At 67.5% G+C, this 19,569-nt stretch carries 17 protein-coding genes; 4 read left to right on the top strand and 13 right to left on the bottom strand.

Annotated elements, in window-relative coordinates; translation table 11 throughout:
* Window positions 1-35: 35 nt before the first annotated feature.
* Together NWE53_RS05190 and NWE53_RS05195 are read left to right on the top strand one after the other, a co-directional pair.
* On the top strand, window positions 36-914 hold the full coding sequence (locus tag NWE53_RS05190; protein WP_265053304.1) for an ABC transporter permease: 879 nt from the start codon (window positions 36-38) through the stop codon (window positions 912-914).
* Entirely contained in the window at window positions 911-1,858 is a 948-nt protein-coding gene (locus NWE53_RS05195; protein WP_265053305.1) for an ABC transporter permease, read from the top strand. Before NWE53_RS05190 ends, NWE53_RS05195 begins: the two co-directional genes overlap by 4 nt.
* Window positions 1,859-1,866: 8 nt before the next feature.
* On the opposite strand, the gene NWE53_RS05200 is transcribed toward NWE53_RS05195, so the two are convergent.
* Window positions 1,867-2,658 carry an IclR family transcriptional regulator gene (locus tag NWE53_RS05200; protein WP_265053306.1) on the bottom strand — a complete coding sequence of 264 codons (792 nt, stop codon included), beginning with the start codon at window positions 2,656-2,658 and terminating at the stop codon, window positions 1,867-1,869.
* A 134-nt stretch (window positions 2,659-2,792) separates the two neighbouring features.
* On the opposite strand from NWE53_RS05200, the gene NWE53_RS05205 reads away from it, so the two are divergent.
* A complete protein-coding gene (locus NWE53_RS05205) occupies window positions 2,793-4,124 on the top strand; it encodes an aspartate aminotransferase family protein (protein WP_265053307.1) in 1,332 nt (443 codons plus the stop codon).
* Window positions 4,125-4,159: 35 nt separating this feature from the next.
* Here the strand turns inward: NWE53_RS05205 and NWE53_RS05210 are convergent, their stop codons facing one another.
* Both NWE53_RS05210 and proX read right to left on the bottom strand, forming a co-directional pair.
* The gene (locus NWE53_RS05210) at window positions 4,160-5,362 is read right to left on the bottom strand and encodes a M20 metallopeptidase family protein (RefSeq protein WP_265053308.1); all 1,203 of its coding nucleotides are present in this window, start codon (window positions 5,360-5,362) and stop codon (window positions 4,160-4,162) included.
* A 102-nt stretch (window positions 5,363-5,464) separates the two neighbouring features.
* Window positions 5,465-6,499 carry a glycine betaine/L-proline ABC transporter substrate-binding protein ProX gene (gene proX / locus NWE53_RS05215; RefSeq protein WP_265053309.1) on the bottom strand — a complete coding sequence of 345 codons (1,035 nt, stop codon included), beginning with the start codon at window positions 6,497-6,499 and terminating at the stop codon, window positions 5,465-5,467.
* Between the two features lie 243 nt (window positions 6,500-6,742).
* On the opposite strand from proX, the gene NWE53_RS05220 reads away from it, so the two are divergent.
* Window positions 6,743-8,206 carry an NAD-dependent succinate-semialdehyde dehydrogenase gene (locus NWE53_RS05220; protein ID WP_265053310.1) on the top strand — a complete coding sequence of 488 codons (1,464 nt, stop codon included), beginning with the start codon at window positions 6,743-6,745 and terminating at the stop codon, window positions 8,204-8,206.
* Between the two features lie 52 nt (window positions 8,207-8,258).
* Here NWE53_RS05220 and NWE53_RS05225 read toward each other — a convergent pair whose 3' ends face one another.
* The 10 genes from NWE53_RS05225 to NWE53_RS05270 form a co-directional block, all read right to left on the bottom strand.
* Window positions 8,259-9,668, bottom strand: a complete 1,410-nt coding sequence (locus NWE53_RS05225; RefSeq protein WP_265053311.1) for an FAD-binding oxidoreductase — start codon at window positions 9,666-9,668, stop codon at window positions 8,259-8,261.
* Window positions 9,668-10,432, bottom strand: a complete 765-nt coding sequence (locus NWE53_RS05230; protein ID WP_265053312.1) for an SDR family NAD(P)-dependent oxidoreductase — start codon at window positions 10,430-10,432, stop codon at window positions 9,668-9,670. Before NWE53_RS05230 ends, NWE53_RS05225 begins: the two co-directional genes overlap by 1 nt.
* On the bottom strand, window positions 10,429-12,138 hold the full coding sequence (locus NWE53_RS05235) for an SMP-30/gluconolactonase/LRE family protein (protein WP_265053313.1): 1,710 nt from the start codon (window positions 12,136-12,138) through the stop codon (window positions 10,429-10,431). Before NWE53_RS05235 ends, NWE53_RS05230 begins: the two co-directional genes overlap by 4 nt.
* Window positions 12,139-12,140: 2 nt before the next feature.
* Window positions 12,141-13,127 carry an NAD-dependent epimerase/dehydratase family protein gene (locus NWE53_RS05240; RefSeq protein WP_265053314.1) on the bottom strand — a complete coding sequence of 329 codons (987 nt, stop codon included), beginning with the start codon at window positions 13,125-13,127 and terminating at the stop codon, window positions 12,141-12,143.
* Window positions 13,128-13,138: 11 nt separating this feature from the next.
* The gene (locus NWE53_RS05245; protein ID WP_265053315.1) at window positions 13,139-14,248 is read right to left on the bottom strand and encodes an ABC transporter ATP-binding protein; all 1,110 of its coding nucleotides are present in this window, start codon (window positions 14,246-14,248) and stop codon (window positions 13,139-13,141) included.
* Between the two features lie 18 nt (window positions 14,249-14,266).
* On the bottom strand, window positions 14,267-15,097 hold the full coding sequence (locus NWE53_RS05250) for a carbohydrate ABC transporter permease (RefSeq protein ID WP_265053316.1): 831 nt from the start codon (window positions 15,095-15,097) through the stop codon (window positions 14,267-14,269).
* An 11-nt stretch (window positions 15,098-15,108) separates the two neighbouring features.
* Window positions 15,109-16,014 carry a carbohydrate ABC transporter permease gene (locus tag NWE53_RS05255; RefSeq protein ID WP_265053317.1) on the bottom strand — a complete coding sequence of 302 codons (906 nt, stop codon included), beginning with the start codon at window positions 16,012-16,014 and terminating at the stop codon, window positions 15,109-15,111.
* Between the two features lie 120 nt (window positions 16,015-16,134).
* Entirely contained in the window at window positions 16,135-17,409 is a 1,275-nt protein-coding gene (locus NWE53_RS05260; RefSeq protein ID WP_265053318.1) for an ABC transporter substrate-binding protein, read from the bottom strand.
* 41 nt (window positions 17,410-17,450) lie between these two features.
* Window positions 17,451-18,626: a mandelate racemase/muconate lactonizing enzyme family protein gene (locus NWE53_RS05265; RefSeq protein WP_265053319.1), complete on the bottom strand. Its 1,176-nt coding sequence runs from the start codon at window positions 18,624-18,626 to the stop codon at window positions 17,451-17,453.
* Between the two features lie 7 nt (window positions 18,627-18,633).
* On the bottom strand, window positions 18,634-19,560 hold the full coding sequence (locus NWE53_RS05270) for a dihydrodipicolinate synthase family protein (RefSeq protein ID WP_265053320.1): 927 nt from the start codon (window positions 19,558-19,560) through the stop codon (window positions 18,634-18,636).
* Window positions 19,561-19,569 lie beyond the last annotated feature (9 nt).

Below are 19,569 nucleotides of genomic sequence, written 5' to 3' on the forward strand. Positions count from 1 at the left end.
GCGGAAACGCGGCGGCGCCTCATCGGCGCCGCCTGATGCGGGAGAGCCTGGCCTCGCTCGGGCGCGTGCTGCGCCGGCTGCTGGCCCGGCGTGGCGCGGCGCTGAGCCTCGCCTTCCTCGCCCTGGTCGCGCTCACGGCGATCTTCGCGGGCATGCTGCCGCTTGACCCGCTGAGGCAGAGCATCGCGGATTCGCTGCAGCCGCCTTCGCCGGAATACTGGTTCGGCACCGACGAACTCGGCCGGGATATTCTCGCCCGCGTCGTCTATGGCGCGCGAACCTCGCTGGTCACGGCCTTCGGCGCGGTCCTCATCGCGGCGCTGATCGGCGTGCCCGTCGGGCTCATCGCCGGCTTCTACGGCGACTGGCGGGACTCGCTCCTGATGCGCTGCATCGACGTGCTGCTCGCCCTGCCGAACATCCTCTTCGCCATGGCGCTGATCGCGGTGCTCGGACGCAGCCAGGGGGCGGCGCTGATCGCGGTCGGCGTCGCCGGCATTCCCGGTTTCGCGCGCATCGCGCGGGCGCAGGTCATGGCACTGCGCCAGCTCGATTTCGTCATGGCGGTGCGCGGCTTCGGCGGGCGCCCCGGCTACATCATGTTCCGAACGATCCTGCCCAACGCCTTGAGCCCATTGGTAGTTCAGGCGATCGTGCTCGCCTCGATCGCGATCCTGCTCGAGGCGGCGCTCGCCTTCCTCGGAGTCGGCGTGCCGCCGCCAACACCGAGCTGGGGCGAGATGCTGCGCACCGGCAAGTCCTATCTCTACGAGGCTCCCACCTATGCGGTGCTGCCCGGCCTCGTCCTGACACTGACGATCCTGTCCTTCGACACGATCGGCCGGGCCCTGACCTCGCTGCTCGACCGCAACGAGACCGACGCCTCCGGCGAGACGATCGGGGCCAGGCGATGACGGCCTATATCCTGCGCCGCCTCCTGCAGATGCTGCCCGTGCTGCTGGCCGCCTCGTTTGCGATCTTCGCGATGATTTATGCGGTGCCAGGCGGGCCGGTCGCGGTCATCGTCGGAGAGAATGCGGGGCCGGAGGAGATCGCTGCGGCCATCCAGCGCTACGGGCTCGACCGCCCGATGGTCGTGCAGTATCTCGACTGGCTCGGCCGGGCGCTGACCGGCGATTTCGGCCTGTCGCTGCATAGCCGCCAGCCGGTGCTACAACTGATCGGCGAACGGCTGCCGGCGACACTGCAATTGGCGCTGGCGGCGATCGTCGTGGCCCTGGCGATCGGCATCCCCGTGGCGATCGCGAGCGCGGTCCGGCCGAATTCCTGGCTCGACCGGCTGCTCAGCGGCTGGAGCGCATTGGCGCTGGGCGTACCGACCTTCTGGCTCGGCATCCTGCTGATCCTGCTCTTCGCCGTGGAGTTGCGCTGGCTGCCCTCGGCCTCGCGCCATGTGCCGCTCTGGGAGTCTCCGGCTGACGCGCTGCGCAGCCTGGCGCTGCCGGCGATCACGCTCGGCACCTATGTCTCGGGCATCCTGGCGCGGTTCCTGCGGGCTTCGTTGATCGGCGAGGCGCGGGCCGACTATGTCCGCACCGCCCGCGCCAAGGGTGTGCCGGAAAGCCGCATCGTCGGGCTGCACATCATGCGCAATGCGCTTTTGCCCTTCGTCACCATCGTCGGCTTGATGATGGCGAATTTCATCGGCGGGGCGGTGGTGACGGAGGCGGTCTTCACCTATCCGGGGCTGGGGCGCCTGCTGATCCAGGCGATCAGCACGCGCGACTATCCCCTGATCCAGGGTTGCATCCTGGTGATCCTGATCGCCTACATGCTGATCAACCTGACGGTCGACGTGCTCTATGCCTGGATCGACCCGCGGATCGAATATCGATGAACGGGGCTTCAGCGCGCAGCGGCCGGCGGATGCGAACCGAGCCGGGTCGAGATGCCGGCAGCAACCTCGCGCAGACGCGTCCCGACCTTCGCCGCCAGCGAATGCGGCATGCGCATCAGGGGGGCGGAGACGCTGAGCGCCGCGACGGGATAGCCGTCCTCGTCGAGGATCGGCACGCCGACACACATGGCGCCGTCCTCGTTCTCGCCCATTTCGGTGGCATAGCCGGTCCGCGCCACCTGACGGAGCTGGCGCTCGATCTCCTCGCGCTCCAGCAAGGTGCGCCCGGTGCGCTCTGTCAGGGGCAGGTCGAGCTGGCGCTGACGTTCGGCTTCGGGGAGGAAGGCCAGGATCGCCTTGCCGAGCGCGGTCGAATGCATCGGATGGCTTTCGCCGATGCGCGCCTGCATCCGCAGCGAACGATTGGCCTCGATCAGGTCGATATAAACGACCGTGCCGTTGCCCTTCACGGCCAGGTTCACCGTCTCGTTGAATTCGTGCATCAGCTCGATCATGGCCGGGCGCGCAAGCTCGCGGACCTTGCTGACGCTGGCATCGGCACGGGCGATGGCGCGCAGCTGGGGGCCGAGATTGTAGCGGTCGGTAGCTCGGTTGTGGTCGAGAAAGCCGGCGGCGGTGAGCGTCTGCAGATAGCGGAAGGTGGTCGTCTTCGGAATCCGCAGCTCCTTGCTGACGGCTGTGAGCGCGATCTCGTGCCCGTGGCGGGCCACCAGTTCCAGCACCTTCAGCGCCTTCATCACCGGCTGCACGACGTAGGGGTTGTCGGGTTTCCTGGTCATGGCCGCTCCGGTCGTCCAGCTCGATCAGCTTCGCATAGCCAGCCCGACGGAATTCCGCAAGACGAAACCAGCGTTCCTTTACGCGGTGCGGAGGGTCTGGTCTGGTCGGGGCAATAGCAGCGGAGGCAACGCACGTGGCAGGCAACGGCACACAGCAGTCCGAGACACTGCGCTTCGAGGAATCGGCCCGTCAGGTCGCGGCGAACGCCCGTTTCGTCGCGGGTGGCGTGAACAGCAATTTCCGGCTCGGCATGGCACCGGGGCCGCTCGTCTTCGAGCGCGGCGAGGGCGCCTATCTGATCGATGTCGATGGCAATCGGATCATCGATTATTACTGCGGCATGGGCGCGACCGTGCTTGGCCACTCGCCCAAGGCCGTGATCGAGGCGGCCCAGCGTCAGGCGGAGAAGGGCATCCTCTTCGCCGGGCAGGCGCCGATCGAATATGAAGCCGCCAAGCTGATCTGCGAGCGCATCCCCTCGGCGGAGCGGCTGCGCTTCGGCTCCTCCGGCTCGGAGGTGGCGCAGGCGGCGATGCGGCTGGTGCGTGCGGCCACAGGCAAGCGGACCATCGTCAAGTTCGAGGGGCATTATCACGGCTGGTTCGACAACATCCTGTGGTCGACGGCGCCGGGGCTGAACGCGGCCGGGCCAGACGAGGCGCCGACGCCGGTGATCGGCAGCAAGGGGCAGGACCCGGAGGCGGGCGAGGGGCTCTCGATCCTCGGCTGGAACGACCTCGCGGCGCTGGAGGCGCGGCTGGCCAAGGGCGACGTCGCCGCCGTGCTGATGGAACCGGCGATGTGCAACCAGGGTGCCATCGCGCCCGCGCCCGGCTATCTCGAGGGTGCGCTCGCCGCCTGCCGCAGGCATGGCGCGCTATTGATCTTCGACGAGGTCATCACCGGCTTTCGCCTCGGCCGCGGCGGGGCGCAGGAGCGCTTCGGCGTGACGCCGGACCTCACCATCATGGCGAAGGCGATCGCCAACGGCTTTCCGGTCGCGGCGATCGCCGGTCGCGCGGAGCTTGTCGATATGTTCGCAGATGGCGTGCTGCATGGCGGCACCTTCAATGCGCAGCCGATCGCCATGGCAGCGATGGTCGCAACCCAGAAGGCGCTGACGCCGGAGCACTACGAGCGCAGCTCCGCCCATGGTCAGCGCCTGCAGGACGGCATCCGCAAGATCCTGGCCGAGGAGGGCATCAAGGCGCAGGTCGCGGGCTTCCCGCTGATGTTCCATGTCGCCTTTGGGCTCGATGCGCCGGCACGGAACTATCGCGATGTCGCCCGCTCGGACAAGGCGGCCTACAGCCGCTTCGCCCATGCGCTGCTCAAGCGCGGCGTTCGCGTGCTGGAACGCGGCGCCTGGTTCGTTTCGTCGGAGCATGACGCAGCGATCGTCGATCGAACCTTGGACGCGGTCCGGGCGGCAGCGCGCGAAGTCGCTGCCCCTCGACCGGCTTGATGCCGGGGCGCTGTCGGCCAGCCGCCATCGCAATGCTAGACCGCCGATCGTCCGTTGAGCATTTCGATGGCGGATCGGACGAGCACCCGCACGCCTTCGGCAATACAGGACTCGTCGGGCTGGTAGTTCGAGTTGTGGACGCGGTCCTGACGGCCTGCTTGTCCGGAGCCGATGCGGATATGCGAGGACGGCACCCGCTCTGAGAAGAAGGCGAAATCCTCGGCGCCGAACCCGCCCTCGACTTCGATGGCATCGCCGCCCTGCAGCCTCACCGCCGCGATTGTGCGGTCGAGCAGTTTGTCGTCGCTCATCACCGGCGGCAGATTGCGGCGATGGTGGATCTTGCAGTCCACGCGATGGACGAGCGAGACGCCGGCGCAGATGCGCTTCATCGCCGCCTCGATAGTGTCGCGCGCCTCGGGCGAGCGGGTGCGGACCGTGCCAGCCATCGTGCAGCGGTCCGGGATGATGTTGTAGGCGTCGCCGCCTTCGATGCGGCCCACGGTGACGACGGCGCTGCGGATCGGGTTTAGCTCGCGCGAGACGATCGTCTGCAGCTGGGTCAGGAGGTAGCCGGCCGCCACGATGGGGTCGACGGCTTCGTGCGGTTGGGCGGCGTGGCCGGAGCGACCCTCGACCACGATCTGGAAACTGTCGGCGGAGGCGAAGCTCGCGCCGCGAATATAGGCGATCTGGCCGGCGGGTATGCCGGGCTCGTTGTGGAAGCCGAGCGCCATGTCGACACCGTCCAGCACGCCGTCGGCGATCATGGCGGCGGCACCGCTGTCGATCGTCTCCTCCGCCGGCTGGAAGACGAGGCGGATCGAGCCCCTCAGCTTGCCGGAGAGCTGGTTGAGGACGGCACCCACGCCGATCAGCGTCGCCGTGTGCAGATCATGGCCGCAGGCATGCATCCGGCCCGGAACGGTGCTGGCATAGGGCAGGCCGGTGGTCTCCTGCATCGGCAGCGCGTCCATGTCGGCGCGGATCACGAGGCGCGGGCCGGGAGCCCCGCCTTCGATATCGGCGACGACGCCGGTGCGGCCGACGCCGGTCCTGCATGCGATGCCCAGTCGCTCAAGCTCGGCGGCGACGACGCCGGCGGTGCGTTCCACCTCGAAGCCGATCTCCGGATGAGCATGGATGTCGCGGCGGATCGCGACGAGGCTCGGTTCGATCTCGCGGACGATGGCGTCGATGACGGGGCCGATATCGTTGCGGTCGGTGACGTGGTCCATGGTGGAATCCGATCGAGAGAAGCTGCTTCGAAGGCGCGAGGGAGGTAGCGCCGGCCGAAAAACCGGCCGGGTTTCTGGGTCGCACTGCGGAATGCGGTCCCGTCAGCGCGCGGCTGCCAGCGAATCGGTGATCCAGCCGTCGAAGGTCGACTGGTTCTCCTTGATCCAGGCCTCGGCAGCCGCCCTGATGGCGCGCGGCGAGCTGTCGAGGGCGATCGCGCCTTCCCATTTCGCCCAGGTGTCGCGCGGGTAGCGGGACAGTTCGAGGAAGCGCTGGATCGCCGGATTCTTGGCGAGGAAGTCCTTGTTCGCGATCGGCATGTAGTTCCACTGACCGAGTGCCATCCGGCACGGATCCTGCCCCCCGGCGCAGCCCTTGACGCCGGGCACGAGGGCGCTCGCCGAGACCTTGATGTTGGGCGGCACGGCGTCGAACGGCGTGGGCAGCCAGACGACATCCTTGCCCGGCACCAGCTTGTCCATCACCCAGGACGGGCTCCAGGCGTAGTAAAGCGTCGGCTCGCCGCGCATCACCCGCGCGATCGCCTCGGCCATCAGCGCTTCGTATTTGCCGCGCACCGATTTGATGGTGCCCTTCAGCCCGAACTTGTCGATCTGGTATTCGACCACGTCACCGCACGACCAGCCGGGGTCGCAGTTGATCAGGTTGACCCTTCCCTCGGCGGAGAGCTTCGAGGCGATCTGGGCGTCCTTGAGTTGGTCCAGCTGGGTGATGTTGAGGGCGTCCGCCGTCTTCTTGTCGATCAGGTAGCCGTTGACGCCGCCCTCGACGATCGTGCCGTTGCCGATGGTCGCCAGCTGCTTTTCGACCGCCTTGAACTGCGGTTCGCGCTGCGGAAAGTTGACGCCCGAGATCATGTCGAGATCGCCGAGCGCGGACGCCTGGAAGAACAATGTCGGGTTGATCTGCGTCTCGACGGGCTTGTACCCCATCTTCTGGAAGGCGGTTTGAATGATGTGATCCTGCATCCGCGTCGCGCCCAGCGTGTCGCCGATCGCAATCCGCACCGCTTTTCCCGTGCCGGGCAGGGTTTCGGCGGAAGCGCCGCCTGCCCATGACCCCGCCAGGGCCAGTGCCAGGATCATCCCGGCATTGCGCGTCCAGAAAGCGGCCATCATCGATCTCCTCGAATTCAGTCCCGTCGAAGGTTAGCGGGAGCCTGCAACTTTCACTTCCTGCCGCGAGGCGGAGAGCAAGCGGACCGTTTCCATCGAAACGACGCATGTCGTGCCGGTGCCCGCGAAGCATAACCTGCTGGCAGGGGTCCAATTGCAGCAGGAAGTGGTGCTGGCCGTTCGCTGTCGGTATTCCCTGTCGCCGAACCGCACGATCATGGGCCATCTGCCCTGGAGGATATCATGAGCATCGCAGCCCGCCTGAAGGACCCATCCCTGTTCCGTGAGCAGGCCTATGTCGGGGGCGACTGGATCGGCGCCGCCAACGGCGCAACGCTCGATGTGGTGAATCCGGCGACGGGGGAGACAATTGGCACAGTGCCCGCGCTCGGCCGCGGCGAGACGCAAAGCGCGATCACGGCGGCAGAAGCGGCTTTCGCCAGCTGGCGCGCCCTGCCGAGCGCCGAGCGCGGCCGGCTGGTCGAGGCCTGGCACGACCTGATGCTCGCCAATCTAGAGGACCTCGCGATCATCATGACCGTGGAGCAAGGCAAGCCGCTGGCCGAGGCGCGCGGCGAAGTGCGCTACGCCGCCGGCTTCCTGAAATGGTTCGCCGAGGAATCGCGCCGCATCTATGGCGATACGATCCCCGCGCCGACCAGCGACCGTCGCATCATCGTGCTGAAGGAGCCCGTCGGCGTCGCCGCAGCGATCACGCCCTGGAACTTCCCGGCGGCGATGATCACCCGCAAAGCTGGGCCAGCGCTGGCGGCGGGCTGCCCGATCGTCATCAAGCCCTCGGAGCTGACCCCCTATTCGGCGCTGGCGCTCGCGGTGCTGGCCGAGCGCGCCGGGATTCCGAAAGGCATCGTCAGCGTCCTCACGGGCCTGCCGCAGGAGATCGGCGCCGAACTCACCTCCAGCATGGCGGTCCGCAAACTGTCCTTCACCGGCTCGACCCGGGTCGGCCAGCTCCTGATGCAGCAATGCGCCGACACGATGAAGCGCATCAGCTTCGAGCTTGGCGGCAACGCGCCCTTCCTGATCTTCGACGACGCCGATATCGACCTCGCGGTTGCCGGGCTGATGGCGAGCAAGTTCCGCAACAGCGGCCAGACCTGCGTCTGCGCCAACCGCGTGCTGGTGCAGGACGGCATCTACGACCGTTTCGCCGACAAGCTCTCAGCGGCCGTCTCGCAGCTCGTCGTCGGCAATGGCCTTGAGGAGGGCATCACGATCGGCCCGCTGATCAACAAGGCCGCCGTCGAGAAGGTCGAGCGCCATATCGACGATGCCCGCGCCAAGGGCGCAACGCTGCTGGCGAGCGCCAAGGCCGCGCAGGGCCAGCTCTTCGCCGCGCCGACCGTGCTCGGCGGCGCCAATGTCGGGATGGCGCTGGCGAGCGAGGAGACCTTCGGGCCGGTGGCACCGCTCTTTCGCTTCAAGGACGAGCGCGAGGCGGTGGAAATCGCCAACGCGACTCCCTATGGGCTGGCCTCCTACTACTTCACCAGCAACCTGAACCGGGCCTGGCGCGTGGCCGAGAAGCTCGAATTCGGCATGGTCGGGCTGAATACCGGCTCGGTCTCGATCGAGGCGGCGCCCTTTGGCGGCGTCAAGCAGTCCGGCATCGGGCGTGAAGGCTCGAAATACGGCATCGAGGAGTATCTCTCGATGAAGTCGTTCCACATCGGCGGGCTCGGCTGACCGTCCGGCACGACCTGGGCCAACGGCTTGCCGCGGCCTGGGCCTTTGCCCGCTATGTCGCGGCCAGAACCACACCGGGATTGAGGATTCCCAGCGGATCGAACGAGGCCTTGATGGCGCGCATCAGGGCGAGCTCATGCGCAGGCCGCGCCTTGCCGAGAGCGGCGACCTTGAGCCGCCCGATCCCATGCTCGGCGCTGATGCTGCCGGCATCCGCCGTGACGGTGCCGTAAACGATTTCATCGACGAGCGGCCTGAGCGCCTCGATGCCGCCGGCTTGCTCCTGATGAACGGGGTCGGGGACCACGTTCACATGCATGTTGCCATCGCCGAGATGGCCGACGAAGAGACGCCTGGCTGTCGGAAGCGCGACCGCGAGTTCTGCCTCGATGCTGTCGAGGAAGGCCGGGACGGCAGCCGTCGCGACGCTGACGTCATAGGAAAAACCTGGTCCGGTGCGGCGGTTCGCTTCGGATACGGCGAAGCGCAGATGCCAGATCGCGGCCGCCTGTCGGCCGTTCTGAGCAAGCACCGCGTCGGCTACCGTGCCGTTTTCGAGAGCCGCGGCCATGCCTGCGCCTAGGCTTTCGCGAGCGGCTTCATCGCTGTCCCCCTCCGTTTCGACGAAGACGTACCAGCGATGGCGGTTCGCAAGGCCGGTCCGGGCAGCAGGCAGGAGGTCGAGGACGAGCTGCATCTCGCCCTCGCACATCAGCTCGAATGAGGCGATCGCGGCGAGGCCGGCATCGCGCAGGCGACCAAGCAGCGCGAGTGCATCTCGCGGGTGTCCGACGCCGCAGAGGGCTGTCGCGGTGCCGCGCGGCGCCGGCAGCAGGCGCAGCGAAGCGGCGGTGATGACGGCGAGGGTTCCCTCCGAGCCGATCAGCAGATGGCGCAGGTCATAGCCGGTATTGTCCTTGCGCAGCAGCGACGGGGTCCGGCTGACGGTGCCGTCCGCCAGCACATATTCGAGGCCGAGGACGAGATCGCGCGTCATGCCGTGCCGGATCACATTGATGCCGCCGGCATTGGTCGCGACGATGCCGCCGATCTGGCACGAGCCCTCGCTGCCGAGGCTGATCGCCAGCAGGCGGCCGGCCGCGCGCGAGGCCTGTTGGACCGTTGCGAGCACGCAGCCGGCTTCCGCGACCACCGTATCGCCTTCCGTGTCGATCGCGCGGATGCGGTTCATCCTTTCGAGCGATAGAACCACGGCGCGGCCGGACGCGTCCGGCGTTGCTCCGCCGGAGAGGCCCGTATTGCCGCCCTGCGGCACGACCGGCGTCCGGGTTGCCGTTGCCCATTCCATCACGGCCGCGACTTCGGCTGTATCACGCGGTTTCAGCACGGCTTGCGCGATGCCGCGATAACGCCCGCGCCAGTCGACCAGATAGCGTGCCATCGCCTCGGGGGCGGTAACGATGCTCCCGGGTCCGAGCCGGTCTTGCAGCGCCTCCATCATCAGACCGTCCCCGCATCGACGATGAAGTTCTGGCCGGTGCACATGCGCGAAGCGCCGGAACAGAGGAACAGGATCATCGCGGCGACGTCCTCCGGCTCGATCGCTCCCTTGATCGCCTGCTGCGCCTGCGCCTTCGCCCAGCGCTCCGCCGACATATGCTCGGAGCGCTGGCGTCGGGTCATCACCCAGCCGGGCGTGACGCAATTGACCCTGACGCCGTCTGGGCCGAGTTCCCGCGCCAGCGAACGGGTGAAACCGAGCACGGCGGATTTCGCGGTGGCATAGGCGATCAGGTCGGTCGCGCCCTTCATCCAGGACGTCGAGCCGAGATTGATGATGGAGCCGCCGCCGAGCGCCGCCATGCCGGGCGCAACCGCCTGCGCCAGGACCATCATGGGCCGCAGATTGACGGCGAAACGATCGTCCCAATAAGCGGGCGTGATGCTGGCGAAGCTGTGACGCTCATCGTGGCCGGCATTGTTGACGAGCATCGAGACGGGGCCGAGACGGGTCTTCAGCATTTCGGCGGCATCGCGCGCCGCATCGACGTCGCGCAGATCCGCGTGCTCGAAAGCGACGTCCAGCCCTTCCGCCATGAGCGCGGCGGCCAGTGCCTCGCCGGCATCGCGGGCGATGTCGATGAAGCCGGTGCGGACACCCTGCCGGGCAAGCATCGTGACCGTGGCACGGCCGATGCCGTCAGCGCCGCCGCTGACCAGTGCGGCCTTGCCACGCAGGTCCGGATAGCTGGCTTCGACGCTCATCCCGCAAAGCCCGCGGCGGGCAGGCCGGGCGCCGGGGCCTGTGCGGCGAAGAGGCCGCCGGAGAAGGGGGCATCGGCCAGCACGCGCGAGGGCAGCCTGATTCGCGCGGTGGTGATGAAAAGCGTGGAGAGATCCGGGCCGCCGAAGGCGACGCTGGTCGGGCGCGGGACCGGCAGCCGGATATCGCGCTCGCGGCGGCCGTCGGGCGCGAAGCGGCGCACGCACCAGCCGTCCCAGAGCGCGCACCAGACGAAGCCCTCGCTGTCGACCGCAAGCCCGTCGGGGCGGCCCTCGCTCGGGTCGATCTCGGCGAAGATGCGGCGGCGGGCGACCGAGCCCGTGGCCGGGTCGAACTCATAGGTGTAAATCCGGCCGGGCGCGCTGTCGGTGAAGTAGAAGGTCCGCCCGTCGGGGCTCCAGTCGAGCCCGTTGGCCACACGGAATCCCTCGTCGACACGTCGCCAGCTCAGGTCGGCCTCGATGCGGTAGAGCGAACCGGTCGGCCTTGCCGCGTCGAGGCTCATCGTGCCGGCCCAGAGCCGGCCCTGCCGGTCGCATTTGCCGTCGTTGAACCGGTTGTCGGGCAGGTCGGCTTCGGGGTCGACAAGCGGGGTGAGGCTCCCGCTCGCGAAATCGAAGCTCTCCACCCCCTCCTGCGTCAGCGCGACGAGCCCGCCATTGCGCCGTTCGACGACGGCGCTGACGAGGCGAGGCAGGCGCACCTCCTGATTGGTGCGGGTGACGGGGTCGAAGCGATGCACGGCCGGGGCGAGGATATCGACCCAGTAGAGCCGCTGCTCGGCCGCCGACCAGATCGGCCCTTCCGCCAGATGCGCGCCCCAGGGCAGCACGCATTCGGCATCGCTGTCGCCGTGGCGGTGGGCGGGAGCCGGCGGGGCGATGTTGACCGGCATGGCACCGACATTGCCGGAAATCTGCCGGGCCGCCGCCATCAGATCGCGACCCGTCGTATGCAGCCGGTCGTTGGAGAGCCGCGCCGTCGGGCCGAAAATGCCGATCGCGGCAATGGCGCGGCCGGTATGATCGAAGATCGGGGCGGCGGCCGAGGACACGCCCGGCACATGCTCTTCCTGCGAGACGGCATAGCCCCGTGCGCGCACCAGGGCGAGGTCGGCGAGCAGCGCCTCCTCGTCGGTGATGGTATGGGGCGCGTGATGGTCGAGCGTGATCTGGTCGAGCAATGCGCGCCGCTCATGCGGAGTGGCGAAGGCCAGCAGCGCCTTGCCGCCGGCCGTGCAGTGGAGCGGTGCCCGGCGTCCGGCCTCGATGCGGAAGCCGAAGGCTCCGCCGCGGCTGCGTTGGTCGATATAGAGCGCCTCTCCGCCATCGACGGCGCAGAGCGCGGCCGTCTCGCGCGATTCCTCGGCGAGACGCTCCAGCATCGGCGCCGCCGCGGCCCGCAGGTCGAAGGACTCCCAGACGCGATGGGCGAGCTCGAACAGCCGGTGACCCAGCCGGTAGGTGTTGTCGCTATCCTCGTGCCGGATCAGCCGGAACAGCAGCAGGGTGTTGAGGAGGCGCGCCAGTGTGCCCTTGGCGAGCTTCGTCGCTGCCTGCAGATCCTTGAAGCGCGGCGGCGTCGGGTGTTCGCCGATCACTTCGAGCAGATACAGGCCTTTGGCGAGGGCAGCCGCGCCCAGCGGCACGTCGCGCTCTTCCGGGGGCGGTACGCGCTCGGGCTGCATGTTCAGGCCGCCTTCGCCCGCGCGGCCCGCGCCGCGGCGGCTTCCGCGATCATGCGCTCGATCGTCCATTGCGGCGCGAACCCCAGCTCCGCCCGAATCCGGGCATTCGAGGTCTCGTAAAACACGCCGCTGCCGGGCAGGTCGACCGTTTTCAACGGCAGGCCCGTCGCCCGCGCCATCGCCGGCAGCGCTTGCGCAAAATCGACCGGGGCGGTGGCGCCCAGATTGTAGGTCCGCCCGGCCGCCTTCTCGCTCTCCAGCGCGAGCAGGATGCCTTCGACCATGTCGCGCGTATCGGTGATGTGCATGCGGAAGGGGCGGCCGCTTTCGTTGCGAGAGAGCACGAGCGCGGGCACCCCGTCGTCGATCGCCTTCAACGCGGCGACCGCCATCGCGTTGCCGAAGCCCTCCTGCTGGCGGATTTTCGGATGCAGGAAGAAACGCGGGCCTGAGAAGAAGCTGGTCTCATCGAGCAATTCACTCGCGTCCTGCGTATGCGAGAAGCGCAGGATCGTGGCCGGGATGCCGGCACTGCGCTCGGTGAAGCGGACGATCTCCTCGCCGACCTGTTTCGACAGGCCGTAGGCCGAACGCGGCTTCAGCGGATGATCCTCGTCGACGGGCAGATAATCAGGCACGTTCTCGGGATAGACTTCGCCGGAGCTGGCGAAGACGATGCGGCCCGCCCGGACCTTCGCCGCCTCTTCCAGTAGGACGCGCGTACCGTCCACATTGGCGCGGAAGAGCTTGTCCGCATCGCACGCGAGCCAGGACATGAAGGCGCCGAGATGCAGGATCTGCCGGGCGTCCTTCACCGCTTCGCGTGCCGCCTCGCGGTCGTCGAAGGCGCCGACGATCTCTCGGTAGCCGGCCTCTCGGCGCCCGGAGCCGCGCAGGTCGAAGCCGGTGACGGCATGGCCGGCGGCAAGGAGCAGATCGACGACGCGGGAGCCGATACGTCCTGCGCTTCCTGTGACGAGAATGGCCATGGCAGCGCTCCTCAGTTCAGGGCGAGATGCGTCTGCGCATCGAAGAGATGCAACCGGGCCGGGTCGAAGGAGAGCGGCATCGCCGCGCCCGCCGTCGCGCTGTCGGCATCCATGACGCGAGCGATGAACTGGTCGGCGCGCCGCTCGTCGGTCTCGGCGCCTTTGAGCGTCGCCCGGTTCTCCTCGACGAGATCGACATAGAGGTATTTCTCGCTGCCAAGGCTCTCGACCAGGCGGGGCGTGGCCTCGAAGCTGACCACCCCGGCCGCCCCGGCGGAGAGATGCTCCGGCCGCAGGCCCAGTATGAGGTCGCGGCCGGCGATGTCGCTGGTGCCGGGCAATTCGATCTCCCGCCCGAACAGCCGCGCGATGCGGCCGTCCCGGACCGTCGCGCGCATGAAATTCATGCCGGGCGAGCCGATGAAACCGGCGACGAAGAGATTGGCCGGCCTGCGGAACATCGTGTCGGGATCGGCGATCTGCTGGATCGTGCCGTCGCGCATGATCACGATGCGGTCGGCCATCGTCATCGCCTCGGTCTGGTCGTGCGTGACGTAGATCGTCGTCGTCTTGAGCCGCTGGTGCAGGGCGGAAATCTCGGCGCGGGTGTGGACTCGCAGCTTGGCGTCGAGGTTGGAGAGCGGCTCGTCCATCAGGAAGGCCTGCGGCTCGCGCACGATGGCCCGGCCGAGCGCGACACGCTGGCGCTGTCCGCCGGAGAGCGCCCTCGGCTTGCGGTCGAGCAGATGCTCGACGCCGAGGATCCGAGCGGCGTCCCGGACCTTGGCGTCGATCTCGGCCGAGGGCACGCCGCGCATCTTAAGCCCGAAGCCCATGTTCTTCGCGACGGAGAGATGCGGATAGAGCGCGTAGTTCTGGAAGACCATGGCGATGTCGCGGTCCCCAGGCGCAAGGTCGGTGACGTCGCGCCCCGCGATCTTCACCGTGCCGGAGGTCGCTTCCTCAAGCCCGGCCAGTATCTTGAGCATGGTCGACTTGCCGCAGCCGGACGGGCCGACGAAGACGACGAACTCGCCATCATCGATCTCCAGCGTGAAGTCCTTCAGAACATGCAGCGAGCCGTAGGATTTGGTGACGCGTTCGATGCTGATGCCAGCCATGAATTGAAGACCCTTGGCTCACTTCTCCGCGCCGGCGGTGAGCCCGCCGACGAGGTAGCGTTCGAGGAAGAGGTAGATCAGGAGAACCGGCACGGCGACGATCAGCGACGCCGCCGAGATATCGGCCCAGTTCGAGACATACTCGCCCTTCATTGTCGTCAGGCCGAGATTGGCGGTCCAGTTGGTCTGGGCGTTGGTCAGGAACGTGCGCGCATAGGCGTAGTCCGACCAGGAGAGGACGAATCCGTAGAGCGCCGTCGCGGCCAGGCCCGGCGCCGAGACCGGCAGGATGACCCTGACCATCGCGCCGAGCGGCGAGCAGCCATCGACCATCGCCGCCTGCTCGAGCTCGCGCGGGATGGTGTCGAAATAGCCCTTCAGCATCCAGGTCGTGAACGGCACGATCAGCGTGGCGTGGGCCAGGATCACCGACCAGAGCGAGCCGATCATCCCGGTCATCCGGAAGATGCCGAACAGCGGAATGACCAGCAGCGTCGCCGGCAGCATCTTTGCCGTGAGGATGAACAGGCCCAGCGACTGGCCGCCGCGCACGCGGAAGCGCGAGAGGCTGTAGCCGGCGAGCACCGAGACGAGCATCGAGAGTGTCACCGCCCCGGTGGCGGCGAGAATGGAGTTGCCGAGCCAGAGCAGGATCGGACGCTGCTGGATGATCTCTCCGAAGACGCCCCAGCGCGGCTCCGATGGCCAGAAGGTCGGCGGCAGGGCGCGCAGCTCGGCCGGGGTCGCGAGCGCCGTCACCACGAGCCAGTAGATCGGGAAGACGAGGACCGCGCAGGTCAGGACGACCGCTGCGTACAGCAGGATGCGCGCGGAAAGGCTTCGTCTCATCGCGACGCTCCTCAAACCGTCTCGGGCGCGCGGCCCATCAGCAGGCGGCTCGCGATCACGCAGACGACCAGTGTGACGACGCCGACGGCCGAGGCGTAGCCCATCTTGAAGAAGCCGAAGGCCTGCTCGTAGGTCATGATCGAAAGCGTCTGGGTCGCCTTGAGCGGGCCGCCGCCGGTCATCACGTAGATGATCGAGAAGTCGCGGAAGACCCACAGCATCACCAGGATCAGCGTGACGCCGAGCACCGGCATCAGCGAGGGCAGGGTGATGTTGGTCAGCCGCTGCCAGGCATTGGCGCCGTCGACACGGGCGGCGTTGTAGAAATCCTCCGGGATCGACTGCAGCCCTGCCAGCATCATGATCGAGACGAAGGGATAGCCCTTCCACACCATCGTGACGCAAACGACGGCGAAAGCGGCCTCGGGCGAGGAGAACCAGTTGATCGTGGTGTCGATCAGCCCGAGCCGGATGAAGAGCCAGTTCATCAGGCCGAAGGAGGAATCGAAGATCCAGGCGAAGATGACGACGGCGACGACTTCCGGCACCGCCCAGGGCAGTGCGACGAGGAGGCGCGCGATCGACTGGCCCTTGAAGCGGTTGTTGACGAGCAGCGCCGTGCTCAGGCCCAGCACGAAGCAGAAGAAGCTGACGATCAGGACGAGCTTGAGCGTGGTCCAGCTCGCATTCCAGAAGTCCGGCGAGGTGAAGAGCCGCTCGTAATTCGCCGTCGTGAAGGGACGCCGCGGCTGGTCCAGCCGCGGGATTCCGACATTCTGGAATGAAAGGTCGACCGAGACGAACAGCGGGTAGACGATGATCAGCCCGATCAGCAGCACCGCCGGCAGCAGCAGCAGATAGCCGAGCCAGTGGCGCCGGCTCGGCCGGGCCAGATCGAGGAATGCGGATCGCGCCATGATCTCTCCGTGACGGGTCGCTTCATTCCCGGGCGGCATGGGCGCCGCACCCGGGAAGGGCGTATCGGAACAGCGTCGGCTTGCGGGATGGCCGGGACAGGGCCGGCCTTGACGCGGCCGTCACTGCTTCTGCAGCGCCTCGGCCTTCTTCTGCATCGTCGCCGCCACGACCTTGGGGTCGAGATCCTGGATGATCATGCGCTGGCTCTCTTCCATGATCATCTTGGCAAACTCGTTGAACTGCAGCTCGAGCCCCTTGGGAATGCGGTCGACCTTGGCGTCGGCGGCAGCCTTGGTCGCCTTCACCAGCAGATCGAAATGCGGCGTGTCCTTGCTCGCGCCCGAGGTGTCGGCGCGCGGGTCCGGCGGGGGCGAGGCGCCGAGCGTCGCATATGTCGACTGGAACTTGTCAGAGGTCGCGATCGCGATGAAGTCCCAGGCGAGCTTCTTGTTCTCGGCCGAGACCTCGGAGGCGATGCCGAGCACGTTGGAAGAGCCGCCGACCGGCGGATTGAACGGCACCATGCCGAGCTTGATCTGATCCTTGGCCTTGCCCTTCTGGATGATCGGCCACAGCCAGGGACCATCCATCTTCATCGCGATCTTGCCGTCGGCGAAGAGCTGGCGGACCTCTCCGGCGGCGAGATCGCGCGGGGTCAGGCTGTCCTTGACGACGGTCTTCCAGCGGGTGAGGCCCTCGACCATCTGCGGCGTGTCGATCGTGACCTTGCCGCTCTCGTCGGTCCAGCGGCCGCCGGCGTCGAGCGTGTAGTTCATCATCTCGGACATGTACTGGCCGCCGCCGCCGCGGGTCTCGTGTCCTGTGCCGAACTGGTCGACGATGCCGTCGCCGTTGACGTCCTTCGTCAGCTTGCGGGCGGCGGCGAGGAATTCGGCGTAGGTCTTGGGAGCCTCGAGACCCTCCTTCTTCAGGAGCTCTTCGTTATAGGCCATGAAGTACCCGAAATAGAGCATCATCACGCAGACATTCTGCTTGTTCCAGCTGCAGGTGTCCTGGCCGGCCCAGCCCTTGAGGTCGAGCTTGGCGTTCTTGATGTAGGGGTCGAGCCGCTCCAGCCAGCCATTATCCGCGAACTTCTGGAACTCGAAGGAGGCGAGGTGGACAATGTCGGGCGGTTGGCCGCCGGCGAAGAGCGTCGTCATCGTGTCGGCGAAGGCGCCGCGCTCGACCTTGGTCCATTCGATCTTGACGCCGGGATGGGTCGCCTCGAACTCCTTGATCACGGAGCCCCACCAGTCGCCGGTCCCGCGCTCGTCCTTCTGCCAGGACACGAACTTCAGGACCTTGTTCTGGGCAAGCGCGGGCAGGGCCGTCGTCGTGCAGAGCGCGACGAGCGCGCCGGCTGCGAGCCGCTTCCAGTCTGGCATCCTCATGACGTTTCTCCCTCTCGTGTTTCTGCCGTGTTATCCGGCGGTTACGGTGAGTGCTTGTCGAGGAGGCTCAGCGCCTCCTCGGATGGCGCAACGCCCAGGCCCGGACCGGTCGGCAGGCTGTAGAAGCCCTCGCGGCAATCCATGTCGCCGGTGAGCAGGCGCCGGTTCGGCTCGAAGATCGAGTGCTGGTATTCGTGACAGCTCACGGCCGAAAGGGCGGCGCTGGCATGCAGGCTCGCGGCCATGAACAGGCCCATGCCGATCGTCGCATGCGGGATGACGGCAAGGTTGTGCGCCTGCGCGTAGTGCCCGATCCGCATGAACTCGGTGACGCCTTTGTGCCCCATCTCCGGCTGGACGATCGCGCAGGCCCGCCGCGCCACTCGCGGCACCAGATCATAGACCGTGCGCCATTCCTCGCCCGCTGCAACCGGAGTCGAGACGCGGGCCGCGACATGGGCGAGGCCGTCGATATCCTCGGGCTTAACCGGGGCCTCGGCAAACCACAGGCCATGCGGTTCCATCGCGCGGATCGCCGAGACGGCCTCCTCGCCCGTGTGGACCCAGTGCATGTCGCAGGCGATCCGGGCCTGAGGCCCCAGCCGCTCGCGCAGCGTCGCGATCTCGGCCACGTTGCCGTCATCGGCGACGGGTGCGGCGAATTTGAAGCTGTCGAAGCCTTTGGCCTGCCATTCGGCGGCAAAATCGGCCCGCTCGGCCCGCGTGCGCTTCGGCAGGCCCGAGATGTAGGCGGGCAGGCGCTCGTGCCGCCGCCCGCCAAGCATGGCGACGAGCGGCCGGTCGGCGAGGCGGGCATTGAGGTCCCACAGCGCAATGTCGATGGCTGCGAGCGCGTCGAGATAGAAGCCGCCGATATAACCGCGCACCCGCATCAGGTCGTAGAGATCCTCATGGATCACCACCACGTCCTGCGGCGAGCGCCCGACGACATAAGGGCCGAGCAGGTCGTCGATGATGGCGATTGCGGCGCCGGGCGCGACGATGCCGTATGTCTCGCCCCAGCCGACGAGGCCGCCGCTCGTCTCCAGCCGCACCACGACCGTGCGGTCCATGGTCGGGTAGACGGTGCGGTTGCCCTTGCGGACGATGTAGCCCTTCGCGTTGACGCTCTCGCCGGGGCGCGGATCGCCGAGATAGACGGTCTCGCGCGGGATCGTCAGCGTGAAGACCTCGACCTTGGCGACGCGCTCGCTCATCGGCCGGTCACCCTGCCTTGCGTGCCGCGGCCGGGGCCGCGAGCAAATCGGCGACGGAGGCGAGCCAAGCGTCGATTTCGGCGCAGTCGACCTCGTCGAGAGGCGGCACGGGCGCGCGGCAGAGATGATTGTGCAGAATTCCGCGCTGCGTCAGCACATATTTGGTGAAGGCCATGCGGAAATTGGCCTGGATGACCAGCAGCGGCAGCGTACGCCGGTAGAGCTCGCGCGCCGTCGCGAGGTCGCCGGCCCGAAAGGCGCGGTCCAGCGCGACATGAACGTCGGTGATCTCCACAGCCGGCATCGCGCCGCAGGCGCCCCGCACATATTCCTCGACGATATAGCGCGCCCCACCGCCGCCGAGCACACCTTTCAGGTGAGCCGGAGCGCCTTTCAGGATCGTGCTGATCGGGCCACCGGAGGGAAGCGTTTCCTCCTTCACATAGGTGATGGCGGGATTGCCGTTGACGATCTGCAGGATGACATCGGGCTTGAGATCGGAGCCCCGCGGAGCGGGCGCGTTCTGCAGCACGATCTCGATGCCCGGAACCGCATCCGATATCGCGCGGTAGAAAGCTGCGACCGCGGCGCCGTCGATTCCGACGGATTTAGGCGCCTGAATCATCACATGGGTGATCCCGAGTTCACGGGCGCGCCGCGCATGGCCCGCAGCCTCGTCCGCGGAGGGCGCGCTCGCCCCGGCGACGACTGGAATGCGCCCAGCGACCACCCGCACGATCTCGCGCAGCAGGGTCTCGCGCTCTTCGGCCGTCAGGTTGTCGACCTCGCTGGCGAAGCCCGGAAACACCACGCCGGCCGCTCCCACGTCGCAGGCAAAGGCGGTGATTCGCGCCATTGCGGCCGGATCGACCGTCCCTGCGGCCGAAAAAGGCGTCGGCAATACCGGCAATATACCGTTCAGAGTCATATCCATCCCTAAGGT

This window comes from Bosea sp. NBC_00550, assembly GCF_026020075.1.
Taxonomy (GTDB): Bacteria; Pseudomonadota; Alphaproteobacteria; order Rhizobiales; family Beijerinckiaceae; genus Allobosea.

Coding starts and splice junctions, on each gene's coding strand:
- NWE53_RS05190 (WP_265053304.1), top strand. CDS start 36: ATGCGGGAGAGCCTGGCCTCGCTCGGGCGCGTGCTGCGCCGGCTGCTG.
- NWE53_RS05195 (WP_265053305.1), top strand. CDS start 911: ATGACGGCCTATATCCTGCGCCGCCTCCTGCAGATGCTGCCCGTGCTG.
- NWE53_RS05200 (WP_265053306.1), bottom strand. CDS start 2,658: ATGACCAGGAAACCCGACAACCCCTACGTCGTGCAGCCGGTGATGAAG.
- NWE53_RS05210 (WP_265053308.1), bottom strand. CDS start 5,362: ATGGACCACGTCACCGACCGCAACGATATCGGCCCCGTCATCGACGCC.
- proX (WP_265053309.1), bottom strand. CDS start 6,499: ATGGCCGCTTTCTGGACGCGCAATGCCGGGATGATCCTGGCACTGGCC.
- NWE53_RS05220 (WP_265053310.1), top strand. CDS start 6,743: ATGAGCATCGCAGCCCGCCTGAAGGACCCATCCCTGTTCCGTGAGCAG.
- NWE53_RS05225 (WP_265053311.1), bottom strand. CDS start 9,668: ATGATGGAGGCGCTGCAAGACCGGCTCGGACCCGGGAGCATCGTTACC.
- NWE53_RS05230 (WP_265053312.1), bottom strand. CDS start 10,432: ATGAGCGTCGAAGCCAGCTATCCGGACCTGCGTGGCAAGGCCGCACTG.
- NWE53_RS05235 (WP_265053313.1), bottom strand. CDS start 12,138: ATGCAGCCCGAGCGCGTACCGCCCCCGGAAGAGCGCGACGTGCCGCTG.
- NWE53_RS05240 (WP_265053314.1), bottom strand. CDS start 13,127: ATGGCCATTCTCGTCACAGGAAGCGCAGGACGTATCGGCTCCCGCGTC.
- NWE53_RS05245 (WP_265053315.1), bottom strand. CDS start 14,248: ATGGCTGGCATCAGCATCGAACGCGTCACCAAATCCTACGGCTCGCTG.
- NWE53_RS05250 (WP_265053316.1), bottom strand. CDS start 15,097: ATGAGACGAAGCCTTTCCGCGCGCATCCTGCTGTACGCAGCGGTCGTC.
- NWE53_RS05255 (WP_265053317.1), bottom strand. CDS start 16,014: ATGGCGCGATCCGCATTCCTCGATCTGGCCCGGCCGAGCCGGCGCCAC.
- NWE53_RS05260 (WP_265053318.1), bottom strand. CDS start 17,409: ATGAGGATGCCAGACTGGAAGCGGCTCGCAGCCGGCGCGCTCGTCGCG.
- NWE53_RS05265 (WP_265053319.1), bottom strand. CDS start 18,626: ATGAGCGAGCGCGTCGCCAAGGTCGAGGTCTTCACGCTGACGATCCCG.
- NWE53_RS05270 (WP_265053320.1), bottom strand. CDS start 19,560: ATGGATATGACTCTGAACGGTATATTGCCGGTATTGCCGACGCCTTTT.